At 72.8% G+C, this 15,545-nt stretch carries 11 protein-coding genes and 1 tRNA gene; 4 read left to right on the plus strand and 8 right to left on the minus strand.

Translation table 11 applies throughout. The annotated features are described in order from the left end of the window. Positions 1–9 precede the first annotated feature (9 nt). Entirely contained in the window at positions 10–195 is a 186-nt protein-coding gene (locus tag ACIBK6_RS01245; protein ID WP_399047714.1) for an acyl-CoA carboxylase subunit epsilon, read from the plus strand. Between the two features lie 378 nt (positions 196–573). On the opposite strand, the gene holA is transcribed toward ACIBK6_RS01245, so the two are convergent. Beyond that, a complete protein-coding gene (holA, locus tag ACIBK6_RS01250; RefSeq protein ID WP_399047715.1) occupies positions 574–1,560 on the minus strand; it encodes a DNA polymerase III subunit delta in 987 nt (328 codons plus the stop codon). Between the two features lie 79 nt (positions 1,561–1,639). Between holA and ACIBK6_RS01255 the strand changes: the two genes are divergently transcribed. Continuing rightward, positions 1,640–1,888: a hypothetical protein gene (locus ACIBK6_RS01255; protein ID WP_399047717.1), complete on the plus strand. Its 249-nt coding sequence runs from the start codon at positions 1,640–1,642 to the stop codon at positions 1,886–1,888. Positions 1,889–1,958: 70 nt separating this feature from the next. Here ACIBK6_RS01255 and ACIBK6_RS01260 read toward each other — a convergent pair whose 3' ends face one another. The 6 genes from ACIBK6_RS01260 to leuS all read right to left on the minus strand — a co-directional run bounded on the left by ACIBK6_RS01260 (position 1,959) and on the right by leuS (position 12,130). After that, positions 1,959–2,843, minus strand: a complete 885-nt coding sequence (locus tag ACIBK6_RS01260) for a YceI family protein (RefSeq protein WP_399047719.1) — start codon at positions 2,841–2,843, stop codon at positions 1,959–1,961. A 444-nt stretch (positions 2,844–3,287) separates the two neighbouring features. Further along, positions 3,288–5,756 (minus strand): ComEC/Rec2 family competence protein, encoded by a 2,469-nt coding sequence (locus ACIBK6_RS01265; RefSeq protein WP_399048439.1) that lies wholly within the window; start codon positions 5,754–5,756, stop codon positions 3,288–3,290. A 431-nt stretch (positions 5,757–6,187) separates the two neighbouring features. Beyond that, positions 6,188–6,943, minus strand: a complete 756-nt coding sequence (locus tag ACIBK6_RS01270) for a helix-hairpin-helix domain-containing protein (protein WP_399047720.1) — start codon at positions 6,941–6,943, stop codon at positions 6,188–6,190. 465 nt (positions 6,944–7,408) lie between these two features. Then, positions 7,409–8,254 (minus strand): DegV family protein, encoded by an 846-nt coding sequence (locus tag ACIBK6_RS01275; RefSeq protein WP_399047721.1) that lies wholly within the window; start codon positions 8,252–8,254, stop codon positions 7,409–7,411. Between the two features lie 138 nt (positions 8,255–8,392). Further along, entirely contained in the window at positions 8,393–9,136 is a 744-nt protein-coding gene (locus ACIBK6_RS01280) for a hypothetical protein (RefSeq protein ID WP_399047723.1), read from the minus strand. Positions 9,137–9,256: 120 nt separating this feature from the next. Next, positions 9,257–12,130, minus strand: coding sequence for a leucine--tRNA ligase (gene leuS, locus ACIBK6_RS01285; protein ID WP_399047724.1), 2,874 nt, complete (start codon positions 12,128–12,130; stop codon positions 9,257–9,259). Positions 12,131–12,502: 372 nt separating this feature from the next. Between leuS and ACIBK6_RS01290 the strand changes: the two genes are divergently transcribed. Both ACIBK6_RS01290 and ACIBK6_RS01295 read left to right on the plus strand, forming a co-directional pair. Next, entirely contained in the window at positions 12,503–13,690 is a 1,188-nt protein-coding gene (locus tag ACIBK6_RS01290; RefSeq protein ID WP_399047725.1) for a hypothetical protein, read from the plus strand. A 28-nt stretch (positions 13,691–13,718) separates the two neighbouring features. Further along, on the plus strand, positions 13,719–15,278 hold the full coding sequence (locus tag ACIBK6_RS01295; protein WP_399047727.1) for an NADH-ubiquinone oxidoreductase-F iron-sulfur binding region domain-containing protein: 1,560 nt from the start codon (positions 13,719–13,721) through the stop codon (positions 15,276–15,278). A 96-nt stretch (positions 15,279–15,374) separates the two neighbouring features. On the opposite strand, the gene ACIBK6_RS01300 is transcribed toward ACIBK6_RS01295, so the two are convergent. Further along, a tRNA-Ala gene (locus tag ACIBK6_RS01300) sits at positions 15,375–15,447 on the minus strand. Positions 15,448–15,545: the final 98 nt, after the last annotated feature.

A 15,545-nucleotide genomic window follows, 5' to 3' on the forward strand; every position in this document is an offset into this window, starting at 1 on the left:
GGAGCGAGAGTGACGTCTGAAGCGCTGTTCCGCGTCGTGAAAGGCGCCCCCACGGACGCCGAACTGGCCGCCCTGACAGTGGCCCTCCTGTCCCTGAGGGCCGAACCCCCCACCCAACTGGCCCCAGTAGAACCCCTGCCCGCCTGGCACCGCCAGCCCTACCACCCCCCAGTGAGCTGGCAACGAGCGGCTTGAGGTGGGGGGCGAGCGTCCCGTTCCGGTCGACCACGGGGGGCGGAGCCTCTCGCTTCGGTCGGCCGCGGAGTGTGGGGGCGAGCGTCCCGTTCCGGTCGGCCACGGGGGGCCTCTCGCGGTGTTCGGCTGCGGGTGTGGGGCCCGCTCGCCTCGGTCGCCTGGGGGCCGGGCGCAGCCCAGGCCTGTCAGGGGCGCGGGGAACTGCGCGACCAGCCACACTCGGCCCGCAGCCGACAACCCGAGGAGGCCCGGGCGAGGCCCTAGCGTGGCCCCGGTCGGCCCCCGAAGCGGGCCAGGGCGCAATCGTCAGCCCCCGAAGCGGGCCGGGGCGCAGCTCAGGGTGCTAGCGCCCGGACCGCGCCGCACGGGCTCAGGGTGCTAGCGCCCGAACCGCGCCGCACGGGCAATCGTAACGACGGCCTTCTCCAGGGCGTACTCAGGGTCATCCCCCCCACCCTTGACCCCCGCATCCGCCTCGGCCACGGCCCGCAGGGCCAAGGAAACCCCGTCCGGCGTCCACCCCCGCATCTGCTGCCGCACCCGGTCGATCTTCCACGGCGGCATCCCCAGCTCCCGCGCGAGATCGGCCGGCCGCCCACCCCGCGCGGAGGACAGCTTTCCGATCGCCCGCACCCCCTGCGCAAGCGCGCTGGTGATCATGACGGGTGCGACCCCGGTCGACAGCGACCACCGCAGCGCTTCGAGGGCTTCCGCGGCCCGCCCCTCCACCGCCCGGTCCGCGACCGTGAAGCTGGAGGCCTCGGCCCGCCCCGTGTAGTACCGCCCGACGACCGCCTCGTCGATCGTCCCCTCCACGTCCGCGCAGAGCTGGGACACCGCGGAGGCCAGCTCGCGCAGATCGCTGCCGATGGAGTCGACCAGCGCCTGGCAGGCCTCGGGCGTGGCCGACCGCCCGAGCGCCCGGAACTCCTGCCGTACGAACGTGAGCCGCTCGGCCGGCTTCGTGGTCTTGGGGCAGGCGACTTCCCGCGCCCCCGCCTTCCGCGCCGCGTCCAGCAGCCCCTTGCCCTTGGCGCCGCCGGCATGCAGCAGCACCAGGGTGATCTCTTCGGCAGGCGCGTCGAGGTACGCCTTCACGTCCTTGACCGTGTCCGCGGACAGGTCCTGTGCGTTGCGTACGACCACGACCTTCCGCTCGGCGAAGAGCGACGGGCTGGTCAGCTCGGCCAGCGTGCCGGGCTGCAACTGGTCGGAGGTCAGGTCACGTACGTCGGTGTCGGAGTCGGCGGCCCGGGCGGCCGCCACCACCTGCTGCACGGCGCGGTCGAGCAGCAGGTCCTCCTGGCCCACGGCGAGTGTGACGGGGGCGAGCGGATCGTCGGTGGAATTCTTCCTGGTGGCCATCGCCTTCCAGCATCCCACGGGCCACTGACAGTCCCGGCCCGCTCCCTGCCCCACCGCCCCCGTCCTGGAGAATGGGCAGGTGAACGATGTGACCCGACACGTACTCGTACTCCCGGACCGCGACGCCGCCGAGGAGGTGGCCACCGAGCTGGCCGATCTCTTCGGCCTGGCCGAGGAGCCCCAGCTCGTGCGCGACGCACTGGCCGGCGAGGACGACGCCGAGGACGCCCAGTGGCTGGTCGTGCTGGAGGACCCGGACGCCCGCCTGGACCCGACGGCCCTGGACGGTCTGGCCGCCGGACACGACGGCTGGCTGGAAGCCCCCTGACCCGCGCGACCGCTCCCCCGCGCCGTCAGCTCTTCGGCATGACCTGGGTCAGCGCTCCGGTACGACCTGCTCAGCCCTTCGGCACGACTTGGATGTCCAGGTCGATCGAGATCGAGGACCCGATCGCCGCGATCCCCCGGGCCAGCATGGTCTGCCAGGTGAGCGTGAAGTCCTCGCGGTGCAGTTCGGTACTGGCCCGGCAGGCGCCCCGGGTCTCGCCGCCGAGCCCGGTGCCCAGGCCCAGGTACTGCGTGTCCAGCGTCACCGTACGGCTCACGCCGTGCAGGGTGAGCCCGCCGATGATCGCCCACCGGCTGCCGCCCCGGTGCACGAACCGGTCGCTGTAGAACTCCATCGTCGGATAGTTCCCGACGTCCAGGAAGTCGCCGGACCGCAGGTGGTCGTCGCGCATCTGGACGCCCGTGTCGATGGAGGCGGTGTCGATGATGACGTGCATGGCGGACCCCTCCATGCGCTCACCGATCCGGATGGCTCCCGCGAAAGTGTTGAACCGGCCGTGGATCCGGGCCAGTCCGATGTGGCGTGCGGTGAAGCCGATCTGAGAGTGCGTCGGGTCGAGCTCCCACTCGCCCGCGTCCGGCAGCGCCGGCGGGGCGGCGACCTGGAGCGTGACATCGCCGAGCGCGGCGAGCCCGCTCGCGGCGACCGTGGCGTTGCCGTGGAAGGGCGTATACCCCTCGGCCGTGACGGCCAGCCGGTACTCCCCCGCCGGAACCGTCGTGACCACCGTCCCGAACGGGTCCGTCTCGCCGCCCACGACCTTCCGGCCCGAGGCATCGCTGACCACGAACTCGGCCTGCTGGACGGGCTCGCTGACCGGGTCGAGTACCCGGCAGCTGAGCACGCCTGCGGTCGGCGGCACCGCCAGCCCGGCCAACGGCCCGGTACGGAGCGGAGAACCGGTCGAGCTCTTGCCGAACCAGCGGCTGAACACTGTGCACGCACCCCCGTGCGAAGAAGAATCTGCCGGGCCGCGCAGGGGGCAGACACCCTCGTCCGTCCTCGCCACAGTAGGTCTGCGGCCCCTTGACGAAGACGCATTCGATCACTGTTGTGCCGTTCGAGGCAAACGCGGTGCGTGTGCGCTGTTGAGGCACCTGTCACCAGAGGCCCGAATTGGCCATTCCGCTTACCCGCCCCGACCGACCCGCGTCCCGCTCCCGCCGCCCCGCCCCTCCCCCGCGAGATCCTCGCCCGCCACTCGGGGCGCCCGACCCCCAACCCCCGCCAGCGTAACGGGACATGACGACAGCGAGCCTCCGCTCAGCCATGACCAGGGTCGCCACGCCGACGCCGACCAGTACGCCTACGCCGGTCGCCACGTCGACGCGCGTCGGTAGGCCGACGGGGGTCGGTACGCCGACACGGGCGGCGCACCTCACGGACCCCGCCCCCGCGGCACCGCCCGCAGGCCACTGCCCGCCCCCGTGACGGCGATCGCCCCGTCCGTATCCGTTCGCAGGACCGCCGCGCCCTGGGCTCGCAGTACGGCGACCGTGCCCGGCGCCGGGTGGCCGTACCGGTTGCCCCGGCCCACCGAGATCAGCGCCAGCCTCGGGCGTACGGTGGCGAGCAGCGCGGGGTCCTGGTGTGCCGAGCCGTGGTGGGCGACCTTCAGTACGTCCACCCGCGCCAGCCCCGGGTTGTTCCTCAACAGGCCTTGCTGGGCCGGTGGTTCGAGGTCGCCCGGCAGCAGCAGGGTCAACCCGCCGGCGGTGCGGACGAGCAGCGTGACGCTCGCGTCGTTCGGCCCGTCCGGTACCGGCTCCGGTGCGGGCGGCGGCCACAGCACCTGCCAGGAGAGACCGCCCACGGCCCGCCGCTCCCCGTACCCGGCCGGGACCACCGGCACCCCGTCCGCCGCCGCGGTCCGCCGCACGAACGCCGCCTGATCGGGTGGTTCCGCGAACCCCGTCGTCTCGATCACCCCGACGGACCGCCCCCGCAGCACCCCTGCCAGACCGCCCACATGGTCGGCATGGAAGTGGGTGAGCAGGAGCAGCGGAATCCGGGTCACCCCGAGCTCATGCAGACAGCGGTCGACCGGCTGCGGCTCGGGCCCGGCATCGATCACCACCGCCGCCCCCGCGCCCGCGGCCAGCACCGTGGCATCGCCCTGCCCCACATCGCACATGGCGTACGACCAGCCCGGCGGCGGCCAGCCGGTGACGATCCTGGTGAGCGGTGCGGGCCGCAGCACGACGAGCAGCAGGAGCAGGACGAGCGCCGCGGCCACCCACGGGTATCGCGGCAGCCGCCGTGCCACGAGCACCACCACCGCGGTGGCCGCGGCGAGCAGCGCTCCCCCGCGCCAGCCGCCCGGCCACCCCGACTCCGCGCCGGGCAGGGCCGCTCCCGTGCGGGCCACCGCGGCGATCCAGCCCGTGGGCCAACCCGCGCACCAGGCAAGGAATTCGGCGGCGGGCATCGCGACCGGGGCCGCGGCCAGCGCGGCGAAGCCCGCGACCGTCGCCAGCGCCACCGCCGGCTCGGCCAGCAGATTGCACGGCACGGCGACGAGACTGATCCGCGCCGCGAACACGGCCACCACCGGCGCGCACACCGCCTGCGCCGCTGCCGCCGCGCCCAGCACCTCGGCGAGCCGGGCCGGTACCCCGCGCCGGTGCAGCGCCGCGCTCCATCCCGGCGCGATGGTGAGCAGCGCCCCGGTGGCAAGGACCGAGAGCAGAAATCCGTAACTGCGGGCCAGCTCCGGCGCGTACAGCACCAGAAGCAGTACGGCGGCGGCCAGTGCGGGGAGCAGCGATCTGCGTCGGCCGGTGCCGATGGCGAGCAGCGTGACGAGCCCGCAGGCGGCGGCCCGCAGCACGCTCGGTTCCGGCCTGCACACCAGGACGAAGGCGAGCGTGAGGATCCCGCCGAGCAGTGCGGTGGCCCGCAGCGAGATCCCGAGGCGCGGCGCGAGTCCACCCCGCTCGGCCAGCAGGGCGCGTCCCGGCGGTCCGATCAAGAGGGCGAGAATGATCGCCAGATTGCTACCGGACACGGCCATGAGGTGCATGAGGTCGGTCGCCTCGAAGGCCGCGCGCAGCTCGGGCGTGACCCGGGACGTGTCTCCGACGACCAGGCCCGGCAGCAGCGCCCGCGCATCCGGGGCGAGCCCTGTGCTTGCCTCCCGCAGTCCGTCCCGCAGCCCACCGGCCCTGCGCTGTACGGCAGTTGGTGGCCCGATGATCCGGGGCGGCCCGCTCGGCGCCTTCAGAACGGCGGCGACCCGCCCGTCACCTGGCGAGAGCCGCCCGGTCACCCGCACCCGGGTGGAGGGCAGCAGCCCCTGCCAGCTCGCGGGCGCGATCACGAGAACCGGCGTTTGAACCCGCTCACCCATTCCGCCCGGCCCGAGAGCCGGCGTACGAACCTGCTCACCCCTTCCGTCCGGCCCGAGAGCCGGCGTACGAACCTGCTCACCCCTTCCGTCCGGCCCGAGAGCCGGCGTACGAATCCGCTCGCCCCTTCCGTCCGGCCCGAAGGCCTGCGCGCCGCCCCGCTCGGCACTCCCACCAGCCCCGACAACCGGCGCACGGCCCCGCTCGCCACCCGACCCGACGACCCGCATCGGGACCCGTTCAGCACTCCCACCGGCCCCAACACCCTGGGCGCGGCCCCGCTCGGCGCCTCCGCCCGCCGCCAGGACCCGCTCGACCTCCGCGTCCATTGCCACCGAGGCGCCGCCCCAGCCCAGGCGGGTCGCCCGCGGATCGGTGCTGATCACCAGCTCAACGGTGGCTTGCGCGGACTCCCGCGCGAGACCCGGTAGAGGCCCGCGGCGCGCTTCGGCCGCGTGCAGACCCCCGGCCACCACCCCGGCCGCCGCGCAGACCAACACCCCGGCCACCGCACCCCGATACCTCCAGACCCCACCGGCCCCGACAGCCCCAACTCCCTCCGCATCGGCCAGATTTGTCCCCGTACCATCCCCGGTCCGCGCGCCCCGCCTCCCCCGTACGCCCGAGAGCCACTCCACCAACGCCCGCCGGGCCACCGGCGCCACCAGTACGGCCGCCACGGCGAGGCACACCACGACGCCCCAACTCGCCCAATCCGCCGATACGTTCAACGCGGCGGCCGTGCCGCCCCAGGCGCCGAGGGCCGGGCCGACCAGGCGCAGGTCGGTCGGCCCCTCCCGGTACGGGTTGGCCGCACCCAGCCGGTGGCCGGAGGCCGCATGGACCTCCACGCGGTCCGCAACCGCACCAGAGGGCGTGGCACGGACCTCCATACGGTCCCCAACCTCACCAGCACGGACCCGAAACCGGTTCACAGCCGCACCAGTGGTTGCAGGTCGTTGAACCTGCGGTCGCCGATGCCGTTGACCTGTCGCAGCTCACCGACCGAGCGGAAGCCCCCGTGCTGGGCGCGGTAGTCGACGATGCGCTGCGCCAGCACGGGGCCGACGCCCGGCAGCCCGTCCAGTTGCTCCACCGAGGCGGAGTTGAGACTGACCGGCCCGCTCGATCCCCGCCCCGAACCAGAACCAGAACCGGAACCCGAAGCGGATCCGGCTCCGGCTCCGGGCCCGGAGGGTGCCGCCGCTCCGGGCGCTCCGACCAGCACCTGCTCGCCGTCCGTGAGCAGTCGCGCCCGGTTGAGCCCCGTCAGGTCCGCGCCCTCGCGCACACCCCCGGCCGCCGCCAGCGCATCGGTGACGCGCGATCCGGCGGGCAGCCGATAGACCCCCGGCCGCAACACTTTTCCGCCGACGTCCACCACAAGCACTCCGGCCGGCGAAGGCGTCGCGTTGGCCACCGGCCGGGGTGTTGCCTCCCCTGCTCTCGTGCCCCGTCCCGAGCCGCTGCCCCGACTCGTCGTCGGAGGCGGCTGCGCCGGACCGTCGACCAGATCGGGGGCTCGTACGGACTGCGGACGACCGGCCCAGAAGTGGTGCACGGCGAATCCCGCGGCGACGACCAGGACCACGCAGAGCGCGGCCAGGCTCCGCGGCGCGAGACCGAACCTCGACTGCGCCCAGAGCGGCAGCCGTTCGCGCACCGCCGCCCACGCCCGCTCACGCATCCCTGGAGGAGAAGCCTCCGATGGGGTGGGGGCGGCGGCTTGTGGCTCGCGCGGCTCAGGTACGGGCGGCGGCGCCGGCGCCGACTGCCCGAGAACCCAGGCGGTCGGGGAGGCTGGTACGTGCGTCGGGGCCGCCCTGCCCGTCGGCGGTGGACGGACGCCCGTCGGCAGCGGGCGGAACAGCGCGTCCGCGCGCCTGCGTGCGGTGAGTACGGGGACGGGGGCCTGGACATCGCGGCGGCGGCGGGCGTGACCTTTGCGGGCACGGCCGTCCGAGCCGGGGGTTCGGCCGGGTCCGCTCGTGGCGGTGCGTGGTGATCGGATAGCCATGCCACGAGACGTTAGGCACATCCGCCCGAACCCGCTGAGCAGGCCCAATTCCGGTGGACAACAGGCTGGTTGTGGACAACCCGGTCACTCGTGGGAGTGAGCTCGGGCGGGCTGAGCGCTGCCGCGACCGCCCTCTCAGCGCGGCGACACGATGGCTCCGAGCAGTCCCGGCCCGGTATGCGCCCCGATCACCGCTCCGACCTCGCTCATGTGCAGATCGACCAGCCCCGGCACCCGCTCCCGCAGCCGTTCGGCGAGGGCGGCGGCGCGTTCCGGGGCCGCGAGATGGTGGACCGCGATGTCGACCGGGCTGCTCCCGGCCCGGTCGACCACGATCTCCTCGAGGCGGGCGATGGCCTTCGAGGCGGTGCGTACCTTCTCCAGCATTTCGATCCGGCCGCCGTCGAGCTGGAGCAGCGGCTTGACCGCCAGGGCCGAGCCGAGCAGTGCCTGCGCGGCACCGATGCGGCCGCCGCGCCGCAGATAGTCCAGGGTGTCGACGTAGAAGAAGGCGGAGGTCTCGCCGGCCCGCTTCTCCGCCGCCGCCACCGCCTCGTCCAGCGTGCCGCCCGCGTCGGCGACCTGGGCGGCGGCCAGCGCGCAGAAGCCCAGCGCCATCGCGACCATCCCGGTGTCGACCACCCGCACCGGCACGGGGGCGTCCTTCGCCGCGAGCACGGCCGCGTCGTAGGTGCCGGACAGCTCGGAGGACAGATGCAGCGAGACGATGCCAGTCGCACCCGCGTCGGCGACCGAGCGGTAGGTGGCCGCGAATACCTCCGGGCTGGGCCGGGAGGTGGTGACGGGGCGTCGTTTCTGCAGGGCCAGCGCCAGCGAGCGGGCCGAGATCTCGGTGCCCTCCTCCAGCGCCTGGTCTCCGAAGACGACGGTCAGCGGCACCGCGGTGATGCTGTGCCGCTCCATCGTCTGCGGCGGCAGGTAGGCCGTTGAATCGGTGACGATCGCGACATGGCGGGACATGAGCGGGAGGTTACCCGCCGACGCCGCCGTACGGCAGTCCGGCCCGATGGAATGATCAGTTCGGGTCTCAGATGGTCGCCTCGGGTCGGCGCCCTCCTGCCGTTCTCCCTCCTGCCGTCGCCTCAGGTCGTCATCGCCTCAGGTCGTCGTCTCAGGGCGCGGGTTCTTCTGCCACGGGTACGCCACCGGCGGCTCGGCCGCGCCCAATGGCCGAGGGGTCTCGACGGACGGCTCCGGCCGGGGCTGTGCCGCGCTCTCCTGGGTCGGCTGCCGCGGGCTGCCCGAAGGGTCGGTCCAGGAAGCGGAGCCGGCCGTCGGGACGCCTGTCGTCGGCCCCTCGGTCGACCAGTGACGCAGGGCCCCCGACTCCATCTCGATCTGCTCGCTCAGCGAGGCGAGCTCGTCGTCGGCGAACTGCTGGGCCCGGTCCCGCGCCGCCCAGCGCAGTGAGTCCGCCGAGTGCGTGATCCGCTCGGTGCGCTCGCGGAGCTCCGGCATCCGCTCCGCGATCCGCCGCTTGTCCGGCTCCCGCTCCAGGCGCTTGAGCTCGTCGTCCAGCTCGTGGCCGTGCCCGCTGAGCCGCTCGAACAAGGCCAGCGACTCCTTCAGGGACTCGTCCTCGGCCACGCGCGCGTGCAGCGCGTCCTGCGTGGCCCGCATCGAGGTCCGCAGCGACAGGCGCAGCTGGGCGAGCTCACTGGCCACGCCCGTCTGCCCCACGCTCTTGGCGCGCAGCGTGGTGTCCTCGACGGTTCTGCGGGCCTGTGTGACCGTACGCTCCACTCCGCGCTTGGCGGCGCCGACCACCTTGACCGTCACGTACACGCCGAGCACCACGAAGGCGACGAACAGCAGCGCCAGGATCAGGATCGCGGCTTCCATGAACGTCCCCTCGGTCAGTCGGCATCGTCCCCTCCACCGTAAACGCAGCGGGCAGGCCGTGGGTTCCATCGGAACCCCCAACCTGCCCGTAGGGGAAAGCCCTCAGTGCCTATTCGGCCCCTACTCGGGGACGATGTTCACCAGCTTCGGCGCCCGCACGATCACCTTGCGGATGCCCGCGCCGCCCAGCGCCGCGACGACGGCCTCGTCGGCCAGCGCCAGCTTCTCCAGCTCCGTCTCGGAGATGGCCGGCGGCACCTCCAGGCGCGCCTTGACCTTGCCCTTGATCTGAACGACGCAGGTCACGGCCTCGTCCACGACGTACGCCGGGTCGGCGACCGGGAAGTCGCGGTGCACGACCGAGTCGGTGTGGCCCAGCTTGCGCCACAGTTCCTCGGCGATGTGCGGGGCCAGCGGGGCGATCAGCAGCACCAGTTGTTCGGCGACCGGACGCGACAGCGGGCCGCCCGCCTTGGTCAGGTGGTTGTTCAGCTCGGTGATCTTGGCGATGGCGGTGTTGAAACGCAGCCCCGCCAGGTCGCCGCCGGCCCCGTCGATCGCCTTGTGCAGCGCGCGCAGGGTGGCCTCGTCGGGCACGGCGTCGGTAACGGTGACCTCGCCCGTCGTCTCGTCGACGATGTTGCGCCACAGCCGCTGCAGCAGCCGGTACTGGCCGACCACCGCACGCGTGTCCCAGGGACGCGATACGTCCAGCGGACCCATCGCCATCTCGTACAGGCGCAGGGTGTCGGCGCCGTACTCGGTGCAGATCTCGTCCGGAGTCACCGCGTTCTTCAGGGACTTGCCCATCTTGCCCAGCTCGCGCTTGACCGGCTCGTCCTCGAAGAAGAACTTGCCGTCGCGCTCCTCGACCTCGGCGGCGGGCACCGGGAAGCCGCGGCTGTCCCGGTAGACGTACGCCTGGATCATGCCCTGGTTGTACAGCTTGTGGAACGGCTCGGCCGAGGAGATGTGGCCCAGGTCGAACAGGACCTTGGACCAGAAGCGCGCGTACAGCAGGTGCAGCACGGCGTGCTCGGCGCCGCCGACGTACAGGTCGACGCCGCCCGTCGGCTGCCCCTCGCGCGGGCCCATCCAGTACTGCTCGATGGCCGGGTCGACCAGCTTGTCGCTGTTGTGCGGGTCCAGGTAGCGCAGCTCGTACCAGCAGGAACCGGCCCAGTTGGGCATGGTGTTGGTCTCGCGGCGGTACTTCTTGACGCCGTCGCCCAGGTCCAGCTCGACGTTGACCCAGTCCTCGTTGCGGGACAGCGGGGTCTCCGGCGAGGTGTCGGCGTCGTCCGGGTCGAAGGTGCGCGGCGAGTAGTCGTCCACCTCCGGCAGCTCCAGGGGCAGCATCGACTCGGGCAGCGAGTGGGCGATGCCGTCCTCGTCGTAGACGATCGGGAAGGGCTCGCCCCAGTAGCGCTGGCGGCTGAACAGCCAGTCCCGCAGCCGGAAGTTGACGGTGCCCTCGCCCATGCCGCGCTCGGCCAGCCAGTCGGTGATCTTCGCCTTGGCGTCGACGACGCCCAGGCCGTCCAGGGAGATCGCGTCGTTGGCGGAGTTGACCAGCTTCGCCTCATAGGAGGCGAACGCGTCCTCCCACGTCGACGCGTCGGTGCCGCGGTCGTCCGAGGGCTGCACGACGCAGCGCATGGGCAGCTCGAAGGCGCGCGCGAACGCGAAGTCACGGCTGTCGTGCGCCGGTACGGCCATGATCGCGCCGGTGCCGTAGCCCATCAGCACATAGTCGGCGATGAAGACGGGAACTTTTTCGCCGCTGACGGGATTGAGGGCGTACGCACCGGTGAAGACGCCGGTCTTCTCCTTGGCGTCGGCCTGGCGCTCCACGTCCGACTTGGACGCGGCGAACGCGCGGTACTTGGCGACGGCCTCGGCCGGGGTGGCGTGGCCCTCGGTCCACACATCGTGGGTGCCCTCGGGCCAGGCGGCCGGGACGATGGTGTCGACCAGCTCGTGCTCGGGCGCCAGCACCATGTAGGTCGCGCCGAACAGGGTGTCCTGACGGGTCGTGAAGACGGTGATCGCGTCGCGGTCGCCGACCGTGAAGTCGACGCGGGCACCCTCGGAGCGGCCGATCCAGTTGCGCTGCTGCAGCTTGATGGCCTCGGGCCAGTCCAGCGCGTCCAGGTCGTCAAGGAGGCGGTCCGCGTAGGCGGTGATCCGCATGTTCCACTGGCGCAGCTTGGCCTTGAACACGGGGAAGTTGCCGCGCTCGGAACGGCCGTCGGCGGTGACCTCCTCGTTGGCCAGCACGGTGCCCAGGCCGGGGCACCAGTTGACGGGCGCGTCCGAGGCGTACGCCAGGCGGTACTCGCCCAGCACGTCGGAGCGCTCGGCGGCGCTCAGCGCGGCCCAGTCGCGGTCGCCGGGGACCTCACGGGTGCCGTTCTCGAACTCGGCGACCAGCTCGGAGATCGGGCGGGCCTTCGTCGCCTCGGCGTCGTACCAGGAGTTGAAGATCTGCAGGAAGATCCACTGGGTCCACTTGTAGTACTCGGGGTCGATCGTCGCGAAGGAGCGGCGCTTGTCGTGCCCCAGGCCCAGCCGGCGCAGCTGCGCCTTCATGTTCGCCATGTTGGCCTCGGTGGAGGCCCGCGGGTGGGTGCCGGTCTGCACCGCGTACTGCTCGGCGGGCAGGCCGAAGGCGTCGAAGCCCAGCGTGTGCAGCACGTTGTGGCCGGTCATGCGCTGGTGGCGGGCGTAGACGTCGGTGGCGATGTAGCCCAGCGGGTGGCCGACGTGCAGTCCCGCGCCCGAGGGGTACGGGAACATGTCCATGATGAACTTCTTGGGCCGGGCGACGACCGCCGGGTCACCGGCCAGGTCGCCCGTCGGGTTCGGCGCCGCGTAGGTGCCGTCGGCGTCCCAGAAGTCCTGCCAGCGTGCCTCGATGTCGGCGGCCATGGCCGCCGTGTAGCGGTGCGGCGCGACCGTCTCTGCGGCGGCAGCGGTATTCGTCTCGCTCATGATCCTCAAAGCTCCATCGATCGTCTCTGCCAGCGGTTTCGAGCGTTCGCCCGTCGACTCGCCCATCGAATCGCCAAACGAAAAAACCCCTCGCACAGGAGGGGACGCCGCGCCGAGTCCGACCGGATCTCTTCATCGGTCGGGAGTGTTCAGCGCGGCTCGCTAAGCAGAAGGCGTACGGCACGCATGGCGTCAGGGTACCGCAGGCCCCGCAAGCCCCGCACGGAGTACCGGCTGGCGGTGCCGGGGCGAGGTTACTCCGCGTACCGCCCTCTTCTGGGGCAACAACTCAAACCCCGTACCGGCCGGTATGGGGCGACCTAGCATGCCGCCACGGGACCGCTTTGCCGAACCATTCGGAGTCGCCCCACCATGAAACCTCGCAATCCGCTCAACCCGCACCATCCTCCCCAGAGCTCCGCCCGGGGCCGCCCACCCCGCAAAGGCGGTCTTTCCGCCGCCGCGCTCGGCCTCGCCGCACTGCTCATACCGCCCCTCGCGCTCGTCTCGTCCACCGGATTGCGCGCCGCGATGGACTTCACGACGGGCGTGCTGTCACTGGTCTCGCTGACCGCCTCCGTCGCCTGGGGCCTGCTCGCCACCGACCGGCTGCTCCTCGCTCCGCGTCACCGCCTCATGGCGCAGGCCGTCCACCGCGCGACCGCCGTCGCCTCGATCGGCTTCCTCCTGCTGCACGTCACCGTCAAGATCGCGCTCGGCCATGTGAGCCTGCTCGGCGCCGTAGTCCCCTTCGGGCTGGGCATCACCGGCACGTCCGGCCTGATCGGCTTCGGATCGCTCGCCGGGATCCTGATGGTCGTCGCGGCCGCGACGGGCGCCATGCGCAGCGCGTTCACCACTCCGGGCCGGGTCGCCGGGCGCTGGCGCGCGGTCCACATGCTCGCCTATCCGGCCTGGTGCTCGGCGCTGGTGCACGGCCTGTACGCGGGTCGCCCGCCGGCCGGCTGGGTGGTCGCGATGTACTGCCTGTGTCTGGCGGGCGTGGCGGGCGCGCTCACCGTACGCGCGCTGCCCCGGCCGGTGAAGCGCCGGATCACCGCGCGCCTCGCCCCCTTCCGGCCGCGCCCGGCAAGCGAGCCGGCCGAGCCTCAGCCCGTGCCTCCGCGGCCTTCCGCACCGCCCTCCTATGAGGCGGAGCCGTCTTACGGGGCACAGCCCTCTTATGAGGCGCAGCCGACGCAACCACTACGTGGCGTGCGGCCTCCCCACGAAGCCCCCCGGCAGCCCCCGTACGAAGTCCTCGAAGAGGCGCCGCCGTTGCGCGAGACGCCCGCGCTGTACGAGCCCCCGCACGAGGCGCTGCCCCGCTACCGCGCCCCCGCGCAGGAGGTTCGGGCGGACGCGGCTACCGGCATTTCGGCGGCCTACCGCGCGGTCTCCCTCGCCCCTGCCGCTCCCCCGGCGCCCCGCTGGCCCGCGCCCTCACCGAGCCCTCCTGAATCGCTGCCCGCCCCCGTGCAGCCCGCGCCCTATCAGCCGCCGGCGGCCGGTGAGCCCTGGCACTCCGTGCCGGGCCCCGCCTCCGAAGAACGCCCGTGACGGCGCCCGCACCAGCAGGAGTACGACCATGAACACGCCCCTCCCCGACGTTCCCGAGGTCCGCGTCGTCGGCCTGCCCCATCTGACCTCGGGCTTCGATCTCGTCGAGCGCCTCGCCCTGCCGATGCACCTCAAGGTGCACGGCCCACTGGAGGCCATCAACGGCGAACGTCTTGCCCAACTCGCCGACGACATCGCCCTCAACGGACGCGGCGGCGCCGGTTTCCCCTTCGGCCGCAAACTGCGCGCGGTCGCCTCCGCCGCGATCAGACGCGGCATACGCCCGGTCGTCGTCGTCAACGCGAGCGAAGGCGAGCCCGCCTGCCGCAAGGACACCGTCCTGGTGTGCCGGGCCCCGCACCTCGTCCTGGACGGCGCGCTGCTCGCCGCCGAGGCGCTCGGCGCCCGCACCCTGGTCGTCGCCGTCACCCGCGACTCCACGGAGGCCTCCGTGCGCGCGGCCTTCGCCGAACGCGGACTCACCGACAAGCGCAGCTCCCCGCTGCGCGCCCGCGTGGTCCGCACTCCCGAGCGCATGGTCTCCGGCGAGGCGTCCGCGGTCATCCGGGCCGCGGACGGCGGCCCCGCGCTCCCTCCGGGCCGCCGCGAGCGGGCCGCCGAGTCGGGTGTCGGCGGCGCCCCGACGCTGCTGTCCAACGCCGAGACGTACGCCCAACTCGCGGTGGCCGCCCGGCTGGGCCCGCGCCGCTTCTGCCACACCGGCGCGTCCACAGAGCCCGGCACCGTGCTGCTCACGCTGTCGGGGGCGGTCGCCCGCCCGATGGTCGTCGAGGTCCCCACGGGGGTGCCGCTGCGGTACGTCCTCCAGCTGGCCGGGGCGCCCTCGCTGCCGCAGGGCGTACTGACCGGTGGCTATCACGGCAGTTGGCTGGATTCGGTGGCCTCCCACGACGCGGCGGTCTCGCGCGCCTCGCTGTCCGCGCTCGGCGGGGCCCTGGGTGCGGGCGCGATCCTGCCGATCGGCCCGGAGACCTGCGCGCTCGGGGAAGCGCTGCGGGTCGCGAACTGGCTGGCGGCCGAGACAGCCGGCCAGTGCGGCCCGTGCCGACTGGGTCTGCCGGCCGCCGCCGGAGGCCTCGCGGACGTGCTGAACGGCGGCGGCCCTGCGGCACTTGAGGCGCTGCGCGAGGTGACGCGGGCGGTGAAGGGCCGGGGTGCCTGCAAGCATCCGGACGGCTCGGCCCGGTTCCTCGCCTCGACACTGGCGGCGTTCACGGACGATCTGGCGGCCCATGTGCTGGCCGGCGGCTGCGGTCGGCCGACCCTGGGCGTGCTGCCGCTGCCCGGCCCCGGCTACCGGGACGAGGGCGTACCGAGCGGCGAGAAGGTGCTGGTCGACTGGACGCTGTGCGAGGGCCACGGGCTGTGCGCGGACATCGTGCCCGAGCTGATCCGGCTGGGCCCCGACGGCTACCCCCTGGTCGCGGACGCCACCGTGCCGATGCATCTGCGGGGGCGCGCGCAACGGGCGGTGCGCCGCTGTCCCGCACTCGCGCTCCGGATCGAACAGGCTCCGGCCGCGCTTCCTGAGATCAGCCGCAAGGCCCTTGGCAGCGGCCGGAGTTGATCGGTTCTGATCATTACGGCGGCATAGAGGGAGGCGCAAAGGGCGGGACAAGAAGAAGGCGGGCCATCCGGTGAGGATGACCCGCCTTCTTTACTGTGGAGCTAAGGAGAATTGAACTCCTGACCTCCTGCATGCCATGCAGGCGCTCTACCAACTGAGCTATAGCCCCTTGCTTTCCCGCCGCCCGGTTTCCCCCGGCGACATCGAGAACATTACACGGTCACCCCGGTGCTTCACCAAATCGGTTTCCGTTCTGTCCGAAGAAGG

The organism is Streptomyces sp. NPDC050485, from assembly GCF_044458185.1.
In the GTDB taxonomy this organism is placed as follows: Bacteria; Actinomycetota; Actinomycetes; order Streptomycetales; family Streptomycetaceae; genus Streptomyces.